11 protein-coding genes are annotated in these 15136 nt (G+C 64.2%); 6 read left to right on the forward strand and 5 right to left on the reverse strand.

Annotated features, from left to right (window positions below):
• Positions 1–573 precede the first annotated feature (573 nt).
• The 4 genes from ACIBG0_RS12850 to ACIBG0_RS12865 all read left to right on the forward strand — a co-directional run bounded on the left by ACIBG0_RS12850 (position 574) and on the right by ACIBG0_RS12865 (position 6615).
• Positions 574–2061: an NAD(P)/FAD-dependent oxidoreductase gene (locus ACIBG0_RS12850; protein WP_397032056.1), complete on the forward strand. Its 1488-nt coding sequence runs from the start codon at positions 574–576 to the stop codon at positions 2059–2061.
• Between the two features lie 40 nt (positions 2062–2101).
• Complete coding sequence (locus ACIBG0_RS12855) at positions 2102–3820, forward strand: 3-deoxy-7-phosphoheptulonate synthase (RefSeq protein ID WP_397032057.1); 1719 nt, start codon at positions 2102–2104, stop codon at positions 3818–3820.
• A gap of 36 nt (positions 3821–3856) precedes the next feature.
• Positions 3857–5092: a cation:proton antiporter gene (locus tag ACIBG0_RS12860; protein WP_397032058.1), complete on the forward strand. Its 1236-nt coding sequence runs from the start codon at positions 3857–3859 to the stop codon at positions 5090–5092.
• A 233-nt stretch (positions 5093–5325) separates the two neighbouring features.
• The gene (locus ACIBG0_RS12865) at positions 5326–6615 is read left to right on the forward strand and encodes a cytochrome P450 (protein ID WP_397032060.1); all 1290 of its coding nucleotides are present in this window, start codon (positions 5326–5328) and stop codon (positions 6613–6615) included.
• A gap of 63 nt (positions 6616–6678) precedes the next feature.
• On the opposite strand, the gene ACIBG0_RS12870 is transcribed toward ACIBG0_RS12865, so the two are convergent.
• The 5 genes from ACIBG0_RS12870 to ACIBG0_RS12890 all read right to left on the reverse strand — a co-directional run bounded on the left by ACIBG0_RS12870 (position 6679) and on the right by ACIBG0_RS12890 (position 12685).
• Positions 6679–7953, reverse strand: a complete 1275-nt coding sequence (locus tag ACIBG0_RS12870; RefSeq protein WP_397032062.1) for a cytochrome P450 — start codon at positions 7951–7953, stop codon at positions 6679–6681.
• Between the two features lie 343 nt (positions 7954–8296).
• On the reverse strand, positions 8297–9178 hold the full coding sequence (locus tag ACIBG0_RS12875) for a hypothetical protein (RefSeq protein ID WP_397032064.1): 882 nt from the start codon (positions 9176–9178) through the stop codon (positions 8297–8299).
• A 61-nt stretch (positions 9179–9239) separates the two neighbouring features.
• Complete coding sequence (locus tag ACIBG0_RS12880; protein ID WP_397032066.1) at positions 9240–10001, reverse strand: DUF4239 domain-containing protein; 762 nt, start codon at positions 9999–10001, stop codon at positions 9240–9242.
• Between the two features lie 171 nt (positions 10002–10172).
• Positions 10173–11279, reverse strand: coding sequence for a lactonase family protein (locus tag ACIBG0_RS12885; RefSeq protein ID WP_397032068.1), 1107 nt, complete (start codon positions 11277–11279; stop codon positions 10173–10175).
• Positions 11280–11299: 20 nt separating this feature from the next.
• Positions 11300–12685: an MFS transporter gene (locus ACIBG0_RS12890; RefSeq protein ID WP_397032070.1), complete on the reverse strand. Its 1386-nt coding sequence runs from the start codon at positions 12683–12685 to the stop codon at positions 11300–11302.
• Positions 12686–12945: 260 nt separating this feature from the next.
• On the opposite strand from ACIBG0_RS12890, the gene kdgD reads away from it, so the two are divergent.
• Both kdgD and ACIBG0_RS12900 read left to right on the forward strand, forming a co-directional pair.
• Positions 12946–13860: a 5-dehydro-4-deoxyglucarate dehydratase gene (gene kdgD / locus ACIBG0_RS12895; protein ID WP_397032071.1), complete on the forward strand. Its 915-nt coding sequence runs from the start codon at positions 12946–12948 to the stop codon at positions 13858–13860.
• A gap of 17 nt (positions 13861–13877) precedes the next feature.
• Positions 13878–15011, forward strand: a complete 1134-nt coding sequence (locus ACIBG0_RS12900) for a mandelate racemase/muconate lactonizing enzyme family protein (protein WP_397032072.1) — start codon at positions 13878–13880, stop codon at positions 15009–15011.
• Positions 15012–15136: the final 125 nt, after the last annotated feature.

A 15136-nucleotide genomic window follows, 5' to 3' on the forward strand; every position in this document is an offset into this window, starting at 1 on the left:
CGCGTTGCTGGCGCCTGCGTCGGCAAATGGCTTCCACCGCAGCGCAATCCGGATATTGCTCGCCGAGCGGAGCTCGCCAACCGCAGAAGTCAACTTTGCGAACGCCTCGCGCGGACCTGATTTGGGCTTTACTCTGAATTTGCCGACCGAGCGGGGTGATGCCAAACGACACCGAACAGTCTCGCCTGTCACGCCCAGGCGATTCCCTCCGATCGCGGCGCACGGTCTCGATGAAAAGCGCTGCGCTGATATGCATTCGCGGACACCGCGCCGCCGCATCCGATACCCGCCCAGGCGTGCTTTGTAAGGGCGAGCCGGCACGAAGGTCCGATTCGGGGTTTCGGCTACCCTTCAGACACCGGTTACCACCGATTGTCTGGGAACTCCAAATCGACTCCGGCGGTTGATGATTCGATTGTTGCCGCTACAATCTGACGAGGGCGTCGCCACGGATGGCTAACGGACGGCGACGCCTCGGTCCGGGTTGATCCACCACCGTGGGACCGGAGTTGGTTCGGTTGCCGACATGGACGCACAGTGCGTGTCGGTGTCCGCTGTTCCAAGGAGTGTGCAATGGCGAACGATCCGCATGTCCTCGTTGTCGGTGGCGGCCCAGCGGGGTCGACAACCGCAGCTCTGCTGGCTCGAGCAGGAATCCGCGTGACGCTTCTGGAACGAGATACGTTCCCGCGGTATCACATTGGCGAGTCGATGCTCGCATCGTGCCTGTCGACCCTGCGCCTTTCCGGCGCGTTCGACAAGGTCGCGGCGCACGGCTTCCAGATCAAACGAGGCGGCTATTTCCAGTGGCAGAACGATAACTGGCTGTTGGACTGGTCCCAGCTCGTCGATGCCGAAGCCTGGTCCTACCAGGTCGAGCGAGACGCATTCGACGACATTCTGCTGCGCAACGCCGCCGACCAAGGCGCGTTGGTGATCGAGAACGCCAATGTCGAGAATGTGATTTTCGATGGTGACCGCCCGATAGCCGTGGAATGGACCGGCCCCGGCGACAACGGCACTCAGACCACCGAGTTCGATTTTCTCGTCGACGCATCGGGACGATACGGCCTGCTGGCCAAGCGACGCTTCAACATGCGTCGGCAGCATCCTGCTTTCCGCAATGTCGCGGTCTGGTCGTATTGGGAAGGCGCGCACCTGCACCCGGACAGCCCGGAAGGCGCGATCAACGTCGTGTCCACACCCGAGGGCGGCTGGTTCTGGCACATCCCGCTGTCCAATGACCGATTCAGCGTCGGCTACGTCGTTTCGGCCCGCAAGGCGGGCGAGCGACTACGCGAGCAGGGTCGAGACGAGTACTACCTCAATACGATTCGTGACAGCAAGGCCATGAGCGCATTGCTCGAAGGCGCGAAGCAAGTCGCCGAAGTCAAAGCCGAGCAGGACTATTCCTATGTGTCGGACCGGTTCTGCGGTCCGGGCTACGCCCTCGTCGGTGACTCCGCGGCCTTCCTCGATCCGCTGCTGTCCACCGGCGTGCATCTGGCGACCTACGGCGGGCTCGTCGCCGCGGCCGCGATCGCGACCACCCTGCGTGGCGAAATGAGCGAGACCGACGCGATGGCCTTCTACGAGCACACTGCCCGACGGGCCTACTCACGGTTCCTCGTACTGGTCTCGCGCATGTACGAGCAGTACATCGGTTCCGACGAATACTTCTCGCACGCGGACAAACTCACCGAGACGCACGAGGGTGACACTCCAGAGGTGTCCTTCACCCGGATCATGGCCGGGCTCACCGATGTGGACGAATCCTCGGGACAGCAAGGGCGCACTCCAACCGACACAATCGCCTCCGAACTCAGCGAGACCGAAAAACTGCACGCGGAATCGGCCAACCTCGAGTACATGGGTCACTTGGATATGTCGGTCGTTTGGGACCACTGGCGTGACCCGCTGGCGGATACGGTGCTCGACGATGTGCGAATTACCACCGAACCGGTACTCGGCCTGACCACGCGGCCCCGCGATGCTGCGGAGGTCGCGGCCATCGCGCGTCCGGTGCTGCCACCGAAGGTGGCGGACGTCCCCGTGCTCTAGTTCCGGCCTTCGTGAAAACCACAGCGCGAAGTCGGACACTATGACTATCACGCGCTCCGACCCCGAGCCGCCGGGCGATTTCCCGGTCGGCGGTTCGGGTTCCCGGACAGCCACACAGCAGATCGCGCAATTCGGCCATCCAGTCACCCGGATGCTGCTGGCCAGCGACGGCTTCACCCAGCCCAGACTCGAGGCCATACTCGGCACGGATCTCCAGATACGGGTGCTGCGTCAGGATGAACTCGCGGCCGAGCAGTTGCCCCCTGCCGTCGCCGAGGCACTGCGGTTGGCCGGCCCCGACCGTGTCATCGTCCGGCGCTCATGTCTGATCAATGCCGATATGGTGACCGCATCGGTCAACTATGTCGTCGCGGTGAGCGGCCCCGCGGCCGCGGCCGGCGCCGACGATGTGCACGTGCCGATCGGGCGCGGCTTGATCTCGCGGGGTGTGTCCCAGCGACGGCATGTGCTTCGGGCGGGCGTCACGCGATGGCCCGATGGTCGCCTCTGCGCGGCGAAGGCGTATGTCATCATGCTCGGAGATCAACGACCGCTGTGCTATATCCGCGAGGTATTCAATCCCAGCGTCGTGCCACCGGAACATGCTCCCATCTCGGATGAGGAGCTGAGTTGGGCCGATGAGCCGGAATACCCCCGATCACGAGCGACCGAGCCCTCGACGGCACGCCCGAGTGGCTGCGATACCGAATCGCCGCACACCGGCGGGCAGTGTTCACGAGCGCTGCCGGAACTGATCCACCCACGCGAATGCGACTCGCTCACTGCTGATTTGGCCGCTGCGGCGCGCGGGCGCGCCTTCGCTGTACATCTCGGCGCCCGAGCCCAAGCCGCCCTCGATATCACGGCATTGCCCGCCCGCCGTGCGCTGGCGATCAGTGCTGCCGCCGTGCTGAACCACGGACTCGATTTGCCGATCGTGACCATCGGCCAATTGCGATATGACAGCGAAACATGTCGAATACCAGCCGATTTCGACACCGTGGCCGCTGACCGGAAATACCGTCGGGCCGCGGCACAGCTCGAATATTGGCGCCTCGCGAACCCGCCTATCGCACTCTGCGCGCAGCTGCTGCGCGGCGCCGCGGACCGCTACCCGCCGTCGGTGGTACGCGATCTGCTGGTCGAGGTCGCCTCGATGCTCCCGATCGCGGCAAGCGCGCCCTCAGGCTCCCGCGAACTGTACAGTTCTATTGCGCCCCTGCATATCTCGCGCACGATCCGGTCATGCGAGGCGGATGCGACTCGACCTCAGCAGCCCCGGCAAGAGTGGGACCGTTCGACCCAGCTGCTGTGGATCGGCGACCGAAGCCACGAATTCACCTCCCAGCACTTGTCTTTCGCCGCTCAGGTCCGCAACCCGCTGGCGGTAACCCTCGCACCTACCGCGACGCCGGACGATGTCGAATTCCTGTGCCGGTATCTGAATCCCACGCGTCGGCCGGGTCGGCTCACGCTTATCCCGGCGCTATCCGGCACCCGGACCGCCGCCGCACTTCCCGCGTTGTTCGAGGCGGCCACCCGGTGCGCTACCCCGGTGGGCTGGATGTGCGATCCGATGCATGCCGACGATCCGGCCGCTGCGATCCACGCCTACGTCAACGCCTGCCGGACCACGGGCACCGCACCGGCTGGGCTGCACGTCGACACCGAACCCCGAAGTCACCTCGACACCGGACTCGATACCGGACGGGCATTGAACTGTGTCATCACCACACTGAGCGCGATGTGGGCAAGCTGAACGCGGGCAGCCCGTCGAATCGCGAGGGAGAAGTAAGTGCAAAGTAGTCAAATCGTCGTGGTCCTCATGGATCTCGCCCTCATCATGGCGGCGGCTCGGATCTTGGGATGGTTGGCCGAACGCGTCGGCCAGCCCGCGGTCATCGGGGAGATCACCGCCGGAATACTCGCGGGCCCGACGGTGTTGGGGCCGCATTTGTCGGACATGCTGTTCCCGCACGAGGTCCGCTCGTATCTGACCCTGCTCGCCAATGTCGGCGTCGCCGTATTCATGTTCGTCGCCGGGCTCGAACTCGACCGCGGCGTATTCGCGGGCAGCCGACGGTCTATCCCGGCGGTATCGGTGGCCGCCTACGCCGTGCCATTCATCTTGGGCTGCGGCATCGCCGCGACCACGCTCGCGCGCCACCGCAGCGGCGACCTACCCAGCTTCACGCTGTTCATCGGCTGTGCGCTGGCTGTGACCGCATTCCCGGTACTGGCCCGGATCCTGCAGGACCGTGGGCTGACACGCACCGGAATCGGTCAGCTCAGCCTCGCCTGTGCGGCGCTGGTCGACATCTTCGCCTGGACGGCACTGGCCGTCGTGCTGGCCGTCGCGCACCCTGGCATGGGCAGTCAGTGGCGACTGGCGCTGCTGGTGCCGGTCGTGGTGGTGACGTGGTGGATCGTGCGCCCGGCATTGGCGCGAATCGCCGCGGCGGGCGCTGAGCAGACAATGATCGTGATCAGTGTCGGCGGCGCGCTGTTGCTCGGCGCGATAACGGAATGGATCGGACTGCATTTGATATTCGGCGCCTTCGCCTTCGGCGTGGTGTTCCCGCGCGCTCGACGCGAAGCAGTCGAATCCGGTGCCCGGATTCTGAGCTTGGTGCTGCTGCCCGGATTCTTCGTCGTGGCCGGACTCGCGGTCGACCTCGGGGCGATCGATCGGGCCGCCATCGGCGAGTTGGTCGTGATCATGGTGGTGGCCGTCGCGGGGAAGCTCGGCAGTGTTTACTTGGCCGGGCGACTGACCGGTCTGACATCGCGATCGGCAGCGGCATTGGCAGCGTTGCTCAACACTCGCGGCTTGACCGAACTCGTCATACTCAATGTCGGGCTCAGCACCGGACTCATTGGCCCACAATTGTATTCGATACTGGTGGTAATGGCGTTGGTGACAACGGCGATGACGGCGCCACTACTGCGGCTGATCGGTGTCGACGAAACGTCACGGGGCGATTCAGCCGCGTCGGTCAACCGGTTGCCCGTCGGTGGTGCGGTCGAATAGTCGTCGACGACACGCTCGAACCAACCGGGTCGCAACCAGGTTCCCCGGGCGTCGCGGCCTGCGCGTTGCTATGTTGCTAGCGTGGGCGAGTCGCCAGGTTCCGGAAAGGTCCTAGGAAGGGTGTGTCGTTTCGAACGCTCGACGACGCACCGCTGACCCTTACTCGAGGAACCTGCCCGCGCTCATTGATTCAGTCTTTGTCGAATTCTGTTCCACCGTTTGGAGTAACGTCTTTGACCACACCGCACACCCCCACGTCCGATCCGCACACCGGCACGACCGGAGTTTGCCCAGTTCAGCACGGATCATCGACCATTACCGGCGAGCGGATTCCGCTGTACACCCCGGAGTTCGTCGCCGATCCGCACCACGCCTACGAGGAGATGCGGCGCAAGTACGGCACGCTGGTTCCGATCGAGTTGGCCCCCGGAGTGCCGGCCACCCTCGTGATCGGCTACGCGACCGCGGTGCGAATCCTCAACGACCCCACCCACTTTCCCGCCGACCCGCGCACCTGGCAGAAGACCGTCCCCGAGGACTGCCCGGTACGGCCGATGATGGCCTGGCTCCCGGCCGCACGGAACAACGACGGGCCTACCCACATCCGCTATCGGGAGCCATCCATCGCGAGCATCGACGGAATCGATGTGCACGGACTGCCCGCGATCATCGAGCAGATCGCGATCCCGCTGATCAATACCTTCTGCAAGGCTGGGAACGCCAATCTGGTGACCCAGTACGCTTTTCCGCTCGTTCTCGGTGTCCTGAACCAAATAGTCGGCTGCCCACCCGATATCGGGCAGCGTGTCGCGAACGGCATGGCAGCGCGCTTCGACACGGTCCGCAGCGCTCAGGGCATGGTCATGCTCAAAGAGGCACTACTGGAGCTGATCCAGCTCAAACGCGAACACCCCGGCGACGACGTCACCTCACGGCTGGCACACCACCCTGTCGCCCTGGATGACATGGAAATCTTCGCGCAGCTGATGAGCTTCTACGGCGCGGGATTCGAAGCACAGCGCAACCTGATCACCAACGCACTGCTGCTGATGATCACCGACGACCGATTCAAGTGCGCGGATGTCCTCGGACGGAACCTGTCCACGATCACCGCGATCGACGAAGTTCTGTTCAACGACCCGCCCATGGCGAACTTCTGCACGACCTATCCGCGCCAGCCGATCATGGTCGACGATATCTGGTTACCCGCGGACCAACCGGTCGTCATCAGCCTCACCGGCTGCAATAACGACCCGGCGATCCGCGGCAACGACGACGCCGACGGACGACGCCTCGGCAACCGCTCACACCTGGCGTGGAGCGCCGGGCCCCACGCCTGTCCGGCCAAAGGCGTTGCGTACCTGACGGTTCAGTACGCCATCGATCAGCTCTTCGACGCACTGCCCGATATCCAGCTCGGGGTGCCCGCGGATCAGCTGATCTGGCGGCCCGGCCCCTTCCATCGTGCGATGGCGGCATTCCCCGTCGTTTTCACACCGTCCGCGCCGATGAAACTCATGTAGATGTCGGCCGACAGCGGGCCGAGATCGTCGATGGTCGGCGATCTCGGCCCCTGGGTCTGGATCTCAGGCAGGCGGAAACTCCGGGAACGGAGCGGACTTCGGGAAGACGACCGGCAGCGCGGTCAACGCGCGGTGGAACGGCCCGGTGCGCCAGCCGAGTTCGGCGGCCGGACCGGCCAACTCGATTTCGGGCAGGGCATCGAGCAGTTGGTCGATCGCGTCCTGGGCGATCAAATAGGCGGCATCCTGTGCCGGGCACATGTGTGGTCCGGCGCTGAAGGCCAGATGTGAGCGATTGCCGTCACGTTCGACCCCGTCGACCGCACTGATGGTGGGATCGCTGTTGCAGGCGGCCATGCTGATGACGACCGGCTGGTGAGCGGGCAACCACACGCCATTGAGCAGAATCGGTTGACGGGGATAGGAAATGCAGTAGTTCGCCAACGGCGGGTCGGTGAACAGCACTTCGTCCAGCGCATCGCGGGTCGACAGACTACCGCTGTGCATGCCCGCGGCGAATCGATCGTCGGTCAACATCAGTCGCAACGCATTGCCGATGAGATGGACCAGCGGTTCGACCCCGATCGCGTAATGCGTCACCAACTGCTGGACTACCTCCTCATCGGTCAAACCGCTCGGGTGAAGCATCAACCGGGTCGTGATGTCGTCACCGGGCTCCTCCCGCTTGCGATCGACGTGCAGCCGTAGCGCCTCGTGCAGCATGCGCTCGCCCGCACCGACCTCGACCCCGGCATCGAACATGGCATCCATTGCCGACGCAATCCGCGCGCCGATATCGGAGTCGACTCCCAGCATGGTGTTCACCGCGGTGAATACCAGCGGAAGAACGTAGCGTTGCAACACATCAGCGTGTCCGTCGGCACAGAATTTGTTGATCAGCGGGATCGCGATCTGCTCGATCACAGCGTGCATGCCGAGCAGATCGACGTCATTGATCGCCGCGCTGGTGGACTCGCGATAGCGCTTGTGTTCCTGCCCGTCGGTGCGCAGGGCGTTCTCCCGCCGCTTCATCATGCCCAGTACCGGGCAGTCGGCCGGGATGTTTCGCTCCCAAGTCCGCGGATCCGCCGGGAAGTGGTCAGGATCGGTCAGAATGCGGACCGCTGTGTAGTAGCCGATCACCAGGGTGGCCGGTACGCCCGGGGCGAGATCCACGGGCACGAGCGAACCGAACTTCTTGCGCATCTGTCCGTAGGCCCGGTGCGGGTCGGCGGCGAATTCAGGGGTGTACATCACGATGCGCGGCCCGGCCCCGAATCCCGGTGAGCCACCGACCGAGGAGCGTGATTCCGGTGGGTTATGCGTGTGCGTTGCCACAGATGAACTCCGAACTTTTGAAAACTAAAGAACCTTGACAATCGAGCAGACCCAGCACTGGCCTCAGTTATGTCAGAGCAGCGAGCTTCGGCAGGTTGATGACAACGGATGACGAACAAACTGCTCGCACGACTTCAGTCGTGCCGATCTGCCCCACGTGGGCAGCACGTGTGGTGCGGGTCATGAGTTACCTGCCGGTTCCCATGATCCAAATCCGTTGCCCCAGACCAGTTCTTGAGTGTCCGCCGTCATGATAGCCACCGCTCATGAGACGCGCAGCCCCAACGTCGGTTCGAGCAATCATTCGCCCGGGCTCAGCAGATCGGGGCCACGCCCGCGCGCGTCATTCGGCTCGCCGGTTGCGACGTACAGCAACCTTGCGGACCACGGTCAGGACGGTGACCACCATGACCGTCACCAGCTCCAGCAGGTTCCAGGCAATCGGATTCTCCGGAGCGGATTCGGCCGCCGCGGGCAGTGGTCGATGCGGGGTGGTGCGGATCGGCGTTTCCGGAGCGATCGCGAGTGCCGGTGCGGCGGCGGTGAATTCCGGTGGGGGCGCTGGTGCGGGCGAAGCGGGCACCGGTGGTGCGGGCGGCGGGCCGAGCTGGAGGGGGATGCCGGGTGCGTCCGGTTCGGGGGCCGGGAGTAGGAGCAGACAGGTCAGCAGTGCGCTGCCGGTCGTCGCGCTGCCGACCACGACACTACCGAGCCCGGATCCGCTCGAACCGACCGAACCAGTGCCGATCAAACCGGAGCCGGTTATGCCGCTGCCCGACATCAGACCGAGCAGTATTGTCGCGCTGCCGATTACGGCACTGCCCGTGCAGGCGGATTGGACGCTGCCGGGGTCGAGGCCGAGCGTCTCGCCCGCTCCGGCCGTCGCATCCGCGCGCCCGCCAGCGGGTAAGGCATCGGCGCCGATATCGACGGCTGCTGTGCCGGTCGTCGTGCTGCCCTGCTTCACATTGCTCGACATCGCTGTCCCCGGAGCCGCACTGCCGGTGGCGACACCCCTGGGTTCGAGAGCCAAGACTCCGCCGTAGGAGCTACTCCCGGAATCCGCTGCGGCACTTCCGGTACCGGTCGCGTCGACGGCAGCACTCCCGGTGGCGACATCACCGATGACCGACCACTCGGGCCCAGTGGGATCGGCGGTCGCGGGCCCTCCCACGAATAACGGCACCGCTGCCGCCACCGCCACCGCGGCCCTTCGTCTTTGCACAACAAACGCCATGTCGCCGGTATCCCATCCGTCGCAGCTCCGCAGGTCTCGCGCCGACCCGTCAGGTGATGTGCTCGTAGCGCGACATGGCGTATTCGAATGCGTCCTTCGAGACACTGTTTCCACCGGAGAACGGTCGGTCGAGGTTGTAGATCGCCAGCACCGTCGTGCCGACGACGATGCCGAGCAGCGCGGTCATCAGCAGACTGCGCCTGGTGACCTCCACCCCCGACAGCACTGCGGAACACAACAGCAGTACAGTGCCGAACCACAAAGCCGCGTATAGGAATACGGGCATCTGGTAACTCGCGTCCATGGCCCGGTCCTGGCGTGCCTCGGCAGCCGCGTCGAGGCTGGCCATCGCACTCGTGCGCAGATCCATGACGTCCGGATCGGTGCTATTGATCGACTCCACGGCATCGCGCAGACTGTCGAAGGTGTCCTGCGTTGGCGGACTCAGCCGCCGGTCCGCCTGCATAACCGGCCACTCCCGGGTGAGGACCTGATCGGTGTAATCCCGCACCAAGCCCTGGATCTGGCGATGTTCCCGATCCGGCATCGAATGTGCGGTCCAATACGTGTCCACCAGTGCCTTGGCCTCGGCAACGGTGTGATTGTGCGCGTTGTCGTACTCCTGCCAGCAGATCACCACCACAAAGGCGACCACCGCCAGAAAAAGCGTGTTGATCAATTCCAGTACGAGGGACCCGGAGGCTTCCTCCTCGGTCGACACCCACGAATCCGGCCGCAGCCGATCTCCGATCACGAAGATGGCCACCGCGATGATCGCCGCAAGGACGGGCACGATGAATATCAACAGCATATGGCGACGCACCTCCCGAAACACACCGACCAGATCTGCGCCGCTGGTGCTCGCCGAGGGCGACCAGCAGCGGCGTCGATCAACTGTTATTCGGTGCCGAGACCCGGATGGATGGTGTCCCAATGCATTCCGCGTGTCGCGGACGAGGGTGTCGCGGGAAGGTGCTGCTACTCAGGGCATATCGATGATCTCGACCCAGTTGGGATCACGACCTATGCCGAAGTGGTCGCCAGCGACCAGCACGCCGGTACTCGCGTCGATCGTGTAGCGGGTAATCGCATTGGACTTCTCGCCCGCCGCTATCAGGTAGCGGCCTCGGGGATCGATGGCGAACCCGCGGGGTTGGGTCTCGGTCGGCGTGGACCCGATCGGCGTCAATGCGCCGGTGGTGTCGGCCACCCGGAACCCCTTGATCGTGCTGGAGGTTCGCTCGGCGACATAGAGATAGCGCCCGTCGGGCGTGATGTGCAGATCCGAGGTGGCGGGTGCGCCGCCCGCGAAATCGGGTGGCAGTACCGAATCGGAGTGTTGCAGGGTCAGTGTGCCGTGGTCGGGGTCGAAACGGTAGGTGTTGACCGTCCCGTCCAGTTCGTTGGTGGCGTAGACATAGCGGCCGTTCGGATGGAAGAGCAAGTGCCGTGGGCCCGCGCCCGGTTCGGTTGCGACGGAAGCCGGTTCGTTCGGCGTCAATCGTCCGGTGCTCTCATCGAAGCGGTACTGCAGAATGACATCACCGCCGAGTGCGGCCGCGAGCACATACCGATTGGACGGATCGGCGACGATCGAATGGGCATGCGGCGGTGTCGCGATCACCTGCAGCGGCTCCGCCGAAATCCGACCCGATGGATCTATCGCGTTCACGGAGATCTTGTCCCCGGTATAGGAGGCAGCGAGCAAGTAGCGTCCGGTTCGGTCCGTCGAGAGATAGGCCATATTGTCCGGGAGAGCAACCGTCGGTGTTGGTCGCAATTTCCCTGTCGCGGAGTCGATTCCGAATGTGGCAACCGAATACGGGGCCGATCGCAGCGATGCGTACAGAATGCGGTGGTCGCGGCTTGTTGTCAGCGGCATTACCTTACCCGACACCGAAACCGTATCCACCGGAGTAATCGCACCGGTGGCACTGTCGAGACGGAGCACGGAAATCTCGGCACTGTCGGCATTCGATACGTACACGATCGTCGTTGGAGCGGCGGGACGGTCCGCGGTGCATCCGGCAAGCGCCGCCGCGAGCAGGATTCCGGCGCTACCGAATGCGCTGCCATATCTGATGGTCATGGGACACTTCCGGTTTCGGATCAGGCGTCGAATTCGATACGCCGGATGGTGCCCATACCGATCAGGGCGACGACGGCGAGCAAACCGTGTGCCGATACGAACCACAGCGCGGTATTGAACGAACCGGTCGAAGAAACCAGATAGCCGATGACGATCGGGGTGACAATGCCCGCGATATTGCCGAAGGCATTCATGGTGGAACTCACGAAGCTGACCGCCTGCGTCGGCGCGATATCGGTGGTTATCGCCCAGCCGAGGGAACCGATGCCCTTGCCGAAGAATGCCACGGTCAAGATCGCCACGATCACGGTGGTGCTGTCGCTGAAGTTGGACAGCGCGATGAGTGTGGCGAGCAACATGCCCGCGGCCGCCGGGATTTTGCGCGCCGCCGTCAGCGATCGTCCGCGACGCAACAGGGCATCGGACAGAATCCCGCCCACCAGGCCGCCGATGAAGGCCGCCAATGCCGGCAGTGCGGCGACGAATCCAACGTGCACCAGCGACAGCCCGCGGCCCTTGTTCAGATAGATCGGGAACCAGGTGATGAAGAAATAGGTCAGCGCGTTGACCGCATACTGGAAGACATAGACGCCCCACAGCGGCCGGGTGGAGAAGACGCGCACGAGCATGCGCCGATCGAGTCGCTTGCGCTGGGTCGCGTTCTCGCCCTTGGTCGTATCGAGGTCGACCAGCGCGCCACCGGCGACGATCGCATCGAGTTCGGCCGGGGTGACGCGGCGGTGTGCGCGCGGCGGATACAGCCAGCGCCACCAGAACACCGCCAAACCGAAGCCGAGCACGCCGAGCAGTACGAATACCCAGCGCCAGCCGAATTGATTGGTGACCCAGGCCATTACCGGGGCGAACATCACAGTCGCGAAATACTGCGCCGAATTGAAAACCGCTGTCGCCCGGCCACGTTCAGCGGTCGGGAACCACATGGTCGACACCCGCGCATTACCCGGAAATGCCGGGGATTCGAATACGCCGAGCAGCAATCGCAACCCGAATACGATCGACAATGCGACCAGCACCGGGGTGGTGATCAGACCGACCAGGCTGGTGGCCGCGGTGACCAGTGTCCACAATGCCAGGCTCGCCGCGTAGACCCGCCGTGCACCGAACTTGTCCAGCAGCATCCCGCCGGGCAATTGCGCGACGACATAGGCCCAGCTGAATGCCGAGAAGATGTAGCCGAGCTGGACGGTGGAAAATCCGAGATCCGACCGGACCGCGCTGCCGGTGATCGACAGGCTGCTGCGATCGGCGTAATTGACAGCGGTGATGATGAACAACAGCCCGAGCACCAGATAGCGCGTGGGAATGCGACGACCCGGCCGCTGTTCGGTGGGTGCCGCCATGGCGCGGGCGCCGCCGTCGGCGGGCACTGTCTCACGTTTCAACATCACTGTCCTCCTGTGACCGGCCGGTGTGCGCCGGATCACCCTGCAATGGGTGTGAAAGGAGGCTAAAGGGCCGAAGCGATACCCGTCGAACACCAATTCGGTATTGAGCGATACCCAAACGAGCGGTGTGGGTCGGACCCCACCCGGCCTGATCTGATGCCATTCGAGTATCGGTCGATTTCGAAACAGTGTTGGACCGGCATCGGGCGCCGGACCTAATCTCCAAGAAATCAGCAATTTCCGTTGCCAGGAGGATATCCGTGTCGCAGCTCTCCGCCGAGGAATTGGGACCCGCGCTAGGGCGCGGATTGCTCTCGTTCCCGGTCACCCATTTCGACGCCGAACTGAACTTCGACGAGCGGGCCTATCGGGATCACATCGGCTGGCTGTCCCGATACGAGGTCGCTGGCCTGTTCGCGGCCGGTGGCACTGGGGAAGGTTTCGCCCTGACCAGTGCGGAGATCGATCGCGTGGTGCGCGCCGCCGTGGCCGAGACCGGTGGCCGGGTCCCGGTCATCGCGCCCGCGACAGCGGGCACCAGGATGGCGGTGGAACAGGCCCGCGCGGCCGAGGCGGCCGGCGCGGACGGAATCCTGCTGCTGCCTCCTTACCTTGTGGAGGCCTCGCCGGACGGCTTGGTGGAACATGTGGCCCAGGTGTGTGCCGCGACCTCGCTCGGGGTGATCTTCTACAGCCGCGCCAATGCCGCCTGCGATGACGTCACGGTCGCCCGGATGGCCGAGCGCAGTCCGAACCTCATCGGTTTCAAGGACGGAGTCGGCAATATCGAGTCGATGACGCGGATCTACGCCAGGATGGGCGACCGGCTGACCTACATCGGCGGCCTGCCCACCGCGGAAACCTTCGCACTCCCCTACACCGAAATGGGTGTGACCACCTATTCCTCGGCCATCTTCAATTTCGCCCCCGAGTTCGCGCTCGATTTCTATCGCGCGGTCCGCGCCCGCGATCGCGCGACCGTCTACACACACCTGCGCGATTTCGTCATCCCGTACCTCGACATCCGCGACCGCCGACCCGGCTACGCGGTATCGATCATCAAGGCCGGTCTCACCGCGGTCGGCAGACCATCCAGTCGGGTCCGCCCGCCGCTCACCGACCTGACCGAGGCCGAACTCGCGGAGCTGACCACCCTCGTGAAGACGATCGCCTGACCCCGAAGGAACACACCATGGATTCACCCATCCTCGACAGAATCACCAACGTCAAGATCTCCTCGGTCACCGTGCCCCTGCCCACCGGGATCAGCGATGCGAAGGTGCTGACCGGTCGGCAGAAACCCATGACCGAAGTCGCCGTGCTCTTCGCCGAGATCACCACTGAGGCCGGACTCGAAGGCATCGGCATCAGTTACTCCAAACGCGCGGGCGGGCCGGGACAGTTCGCACACGCCCGCGAGATCGCGCCCGTGCTACTCGGTGAGGACCCCAGCGATATCGCCAAGATCTGGGACAAGCTCATGTGGGCAGGTGCATCGGTCGGTCGCAGCGGGCTGTCAGTGCAGGCGATCGCCGCTTTCGACGTCGCCCTGTGGGATCTGAAGGCCAAGCGCGCCGGGTTGCCGCTGGCCAAACTACTAGGTGCCCACCGTGATTCGGTGCGCTGCTACAACACCTCGGGCGGGTTCCTGCACGCACCGATCGAAGAAGTCCTCGACCGCGCAACCGAATCACTGGAACACGGCATCGGCGGTATCAAGATCAAGGTCGGACACCCCGACCACGCGGTGGATCTTGCTCGCCTCACGGCGGTGCACGAGAAGCTCGGCGACCGTGTGCCATTGATGGTCGATGCCAACCAGCAGTGGGACCGCCCCACCGCCCGCCGCATGTGCCGAGCCTTCGAACCATTCGGGTTGGTATGGATCGAAGAACCCCTCGATGCCTATGACTTCGACGGGCACGCCCAACTCAGCGCCACCTTCGACACCGCCATCGCCACCGGCGAAATGCTCACCAGCGTCGCCGAACACACCCAACTCATCGCCGCGCACGGCGCGGACATCGTGCAACCGGATGCACCGCGCGTCGGCGGCATCACCCAATTCCTGAAGATAATGGCGCTCGCCGACAGTCAAAACCTGCAACTGGCACCACATTTCGCGATGGAAATCCACATCCACCTCGCCGCCGCCTACCCCCGCGAGCCCTGGGTCGAACACTTCGAATGGTTCGACCCACTCTTCAACGAACGCCTCGCCATCACCGACGGCCGCATGCACCTGTCATCGCGCCCCGGCCTCGGCATCACCATCAGCGACCAAGCCCGCGCCTGGACCGTCGCCGAACACACCACCTCCCTCTGATTGCCGTGCCGGTCAGATGATCTCCGACAATCAGACACTCCCGACAATCCGTACGCTTGCCGTAGACCATTGGCCGGGTTCGGAGGGATAAATAGCAGCCATCCTCGGTCCGGCCGACCAATGGC

Origin of the sequence: Nocardia sp. NPDC050630 (genome assembly GCF_044457245.1) — a bacterium.
Classification (GTDB): domain Bacteria; phylum Actinomycetota; class Actinomycetes; order Mycobacteriales; family Mycobacteriaceae; genus Nocardia.

Coding starts and splice junctions, on each gene's coding strand:
- ACIBG0_RS12850 (WP_397032056.1), top strand. CDS start 574: ATGGCGAACGATCCGCATGTCCTCGTTGTCGGTGGCGGCCCAGCGGGG.
- ACIBG0_RS12855 (WP_397032057.1), top strand. CDS start 2,102: ATGACTATCACGCGCTCCGACCCCGAGCCGCCGGGCGATTTCCCGGTC.
- ACIBG0_RS12880 (WP_397032066.1), bottom strand. CDS start 10,001: ATGCTGTTGATATTCATCGTGCCCGTCCTTGCGGCGATCATCGCGGTG.
- ACIBG0_RS12885 (WP_397032068.1), bottom strand. CDS start 11,279: ATGACCATCAGATATGGCAGCGCATTCGGTAGCGCCGGAATCCTGCTC.
- ACIBG0_RS12890 (WP_397032070.1), bottom strand. CDS start 12,685: ATGTTGAAACGTGAGACAGTGCCCGCCGACGGCGGCGCCCGCGCCATG.
- ACIBG0_RS12900 (WP_397032072.1), top strand. CDS start 13,878: ATGGATTCACCCATCCTCGACAGAATCACCAACGTCAAGATCTCCTCG.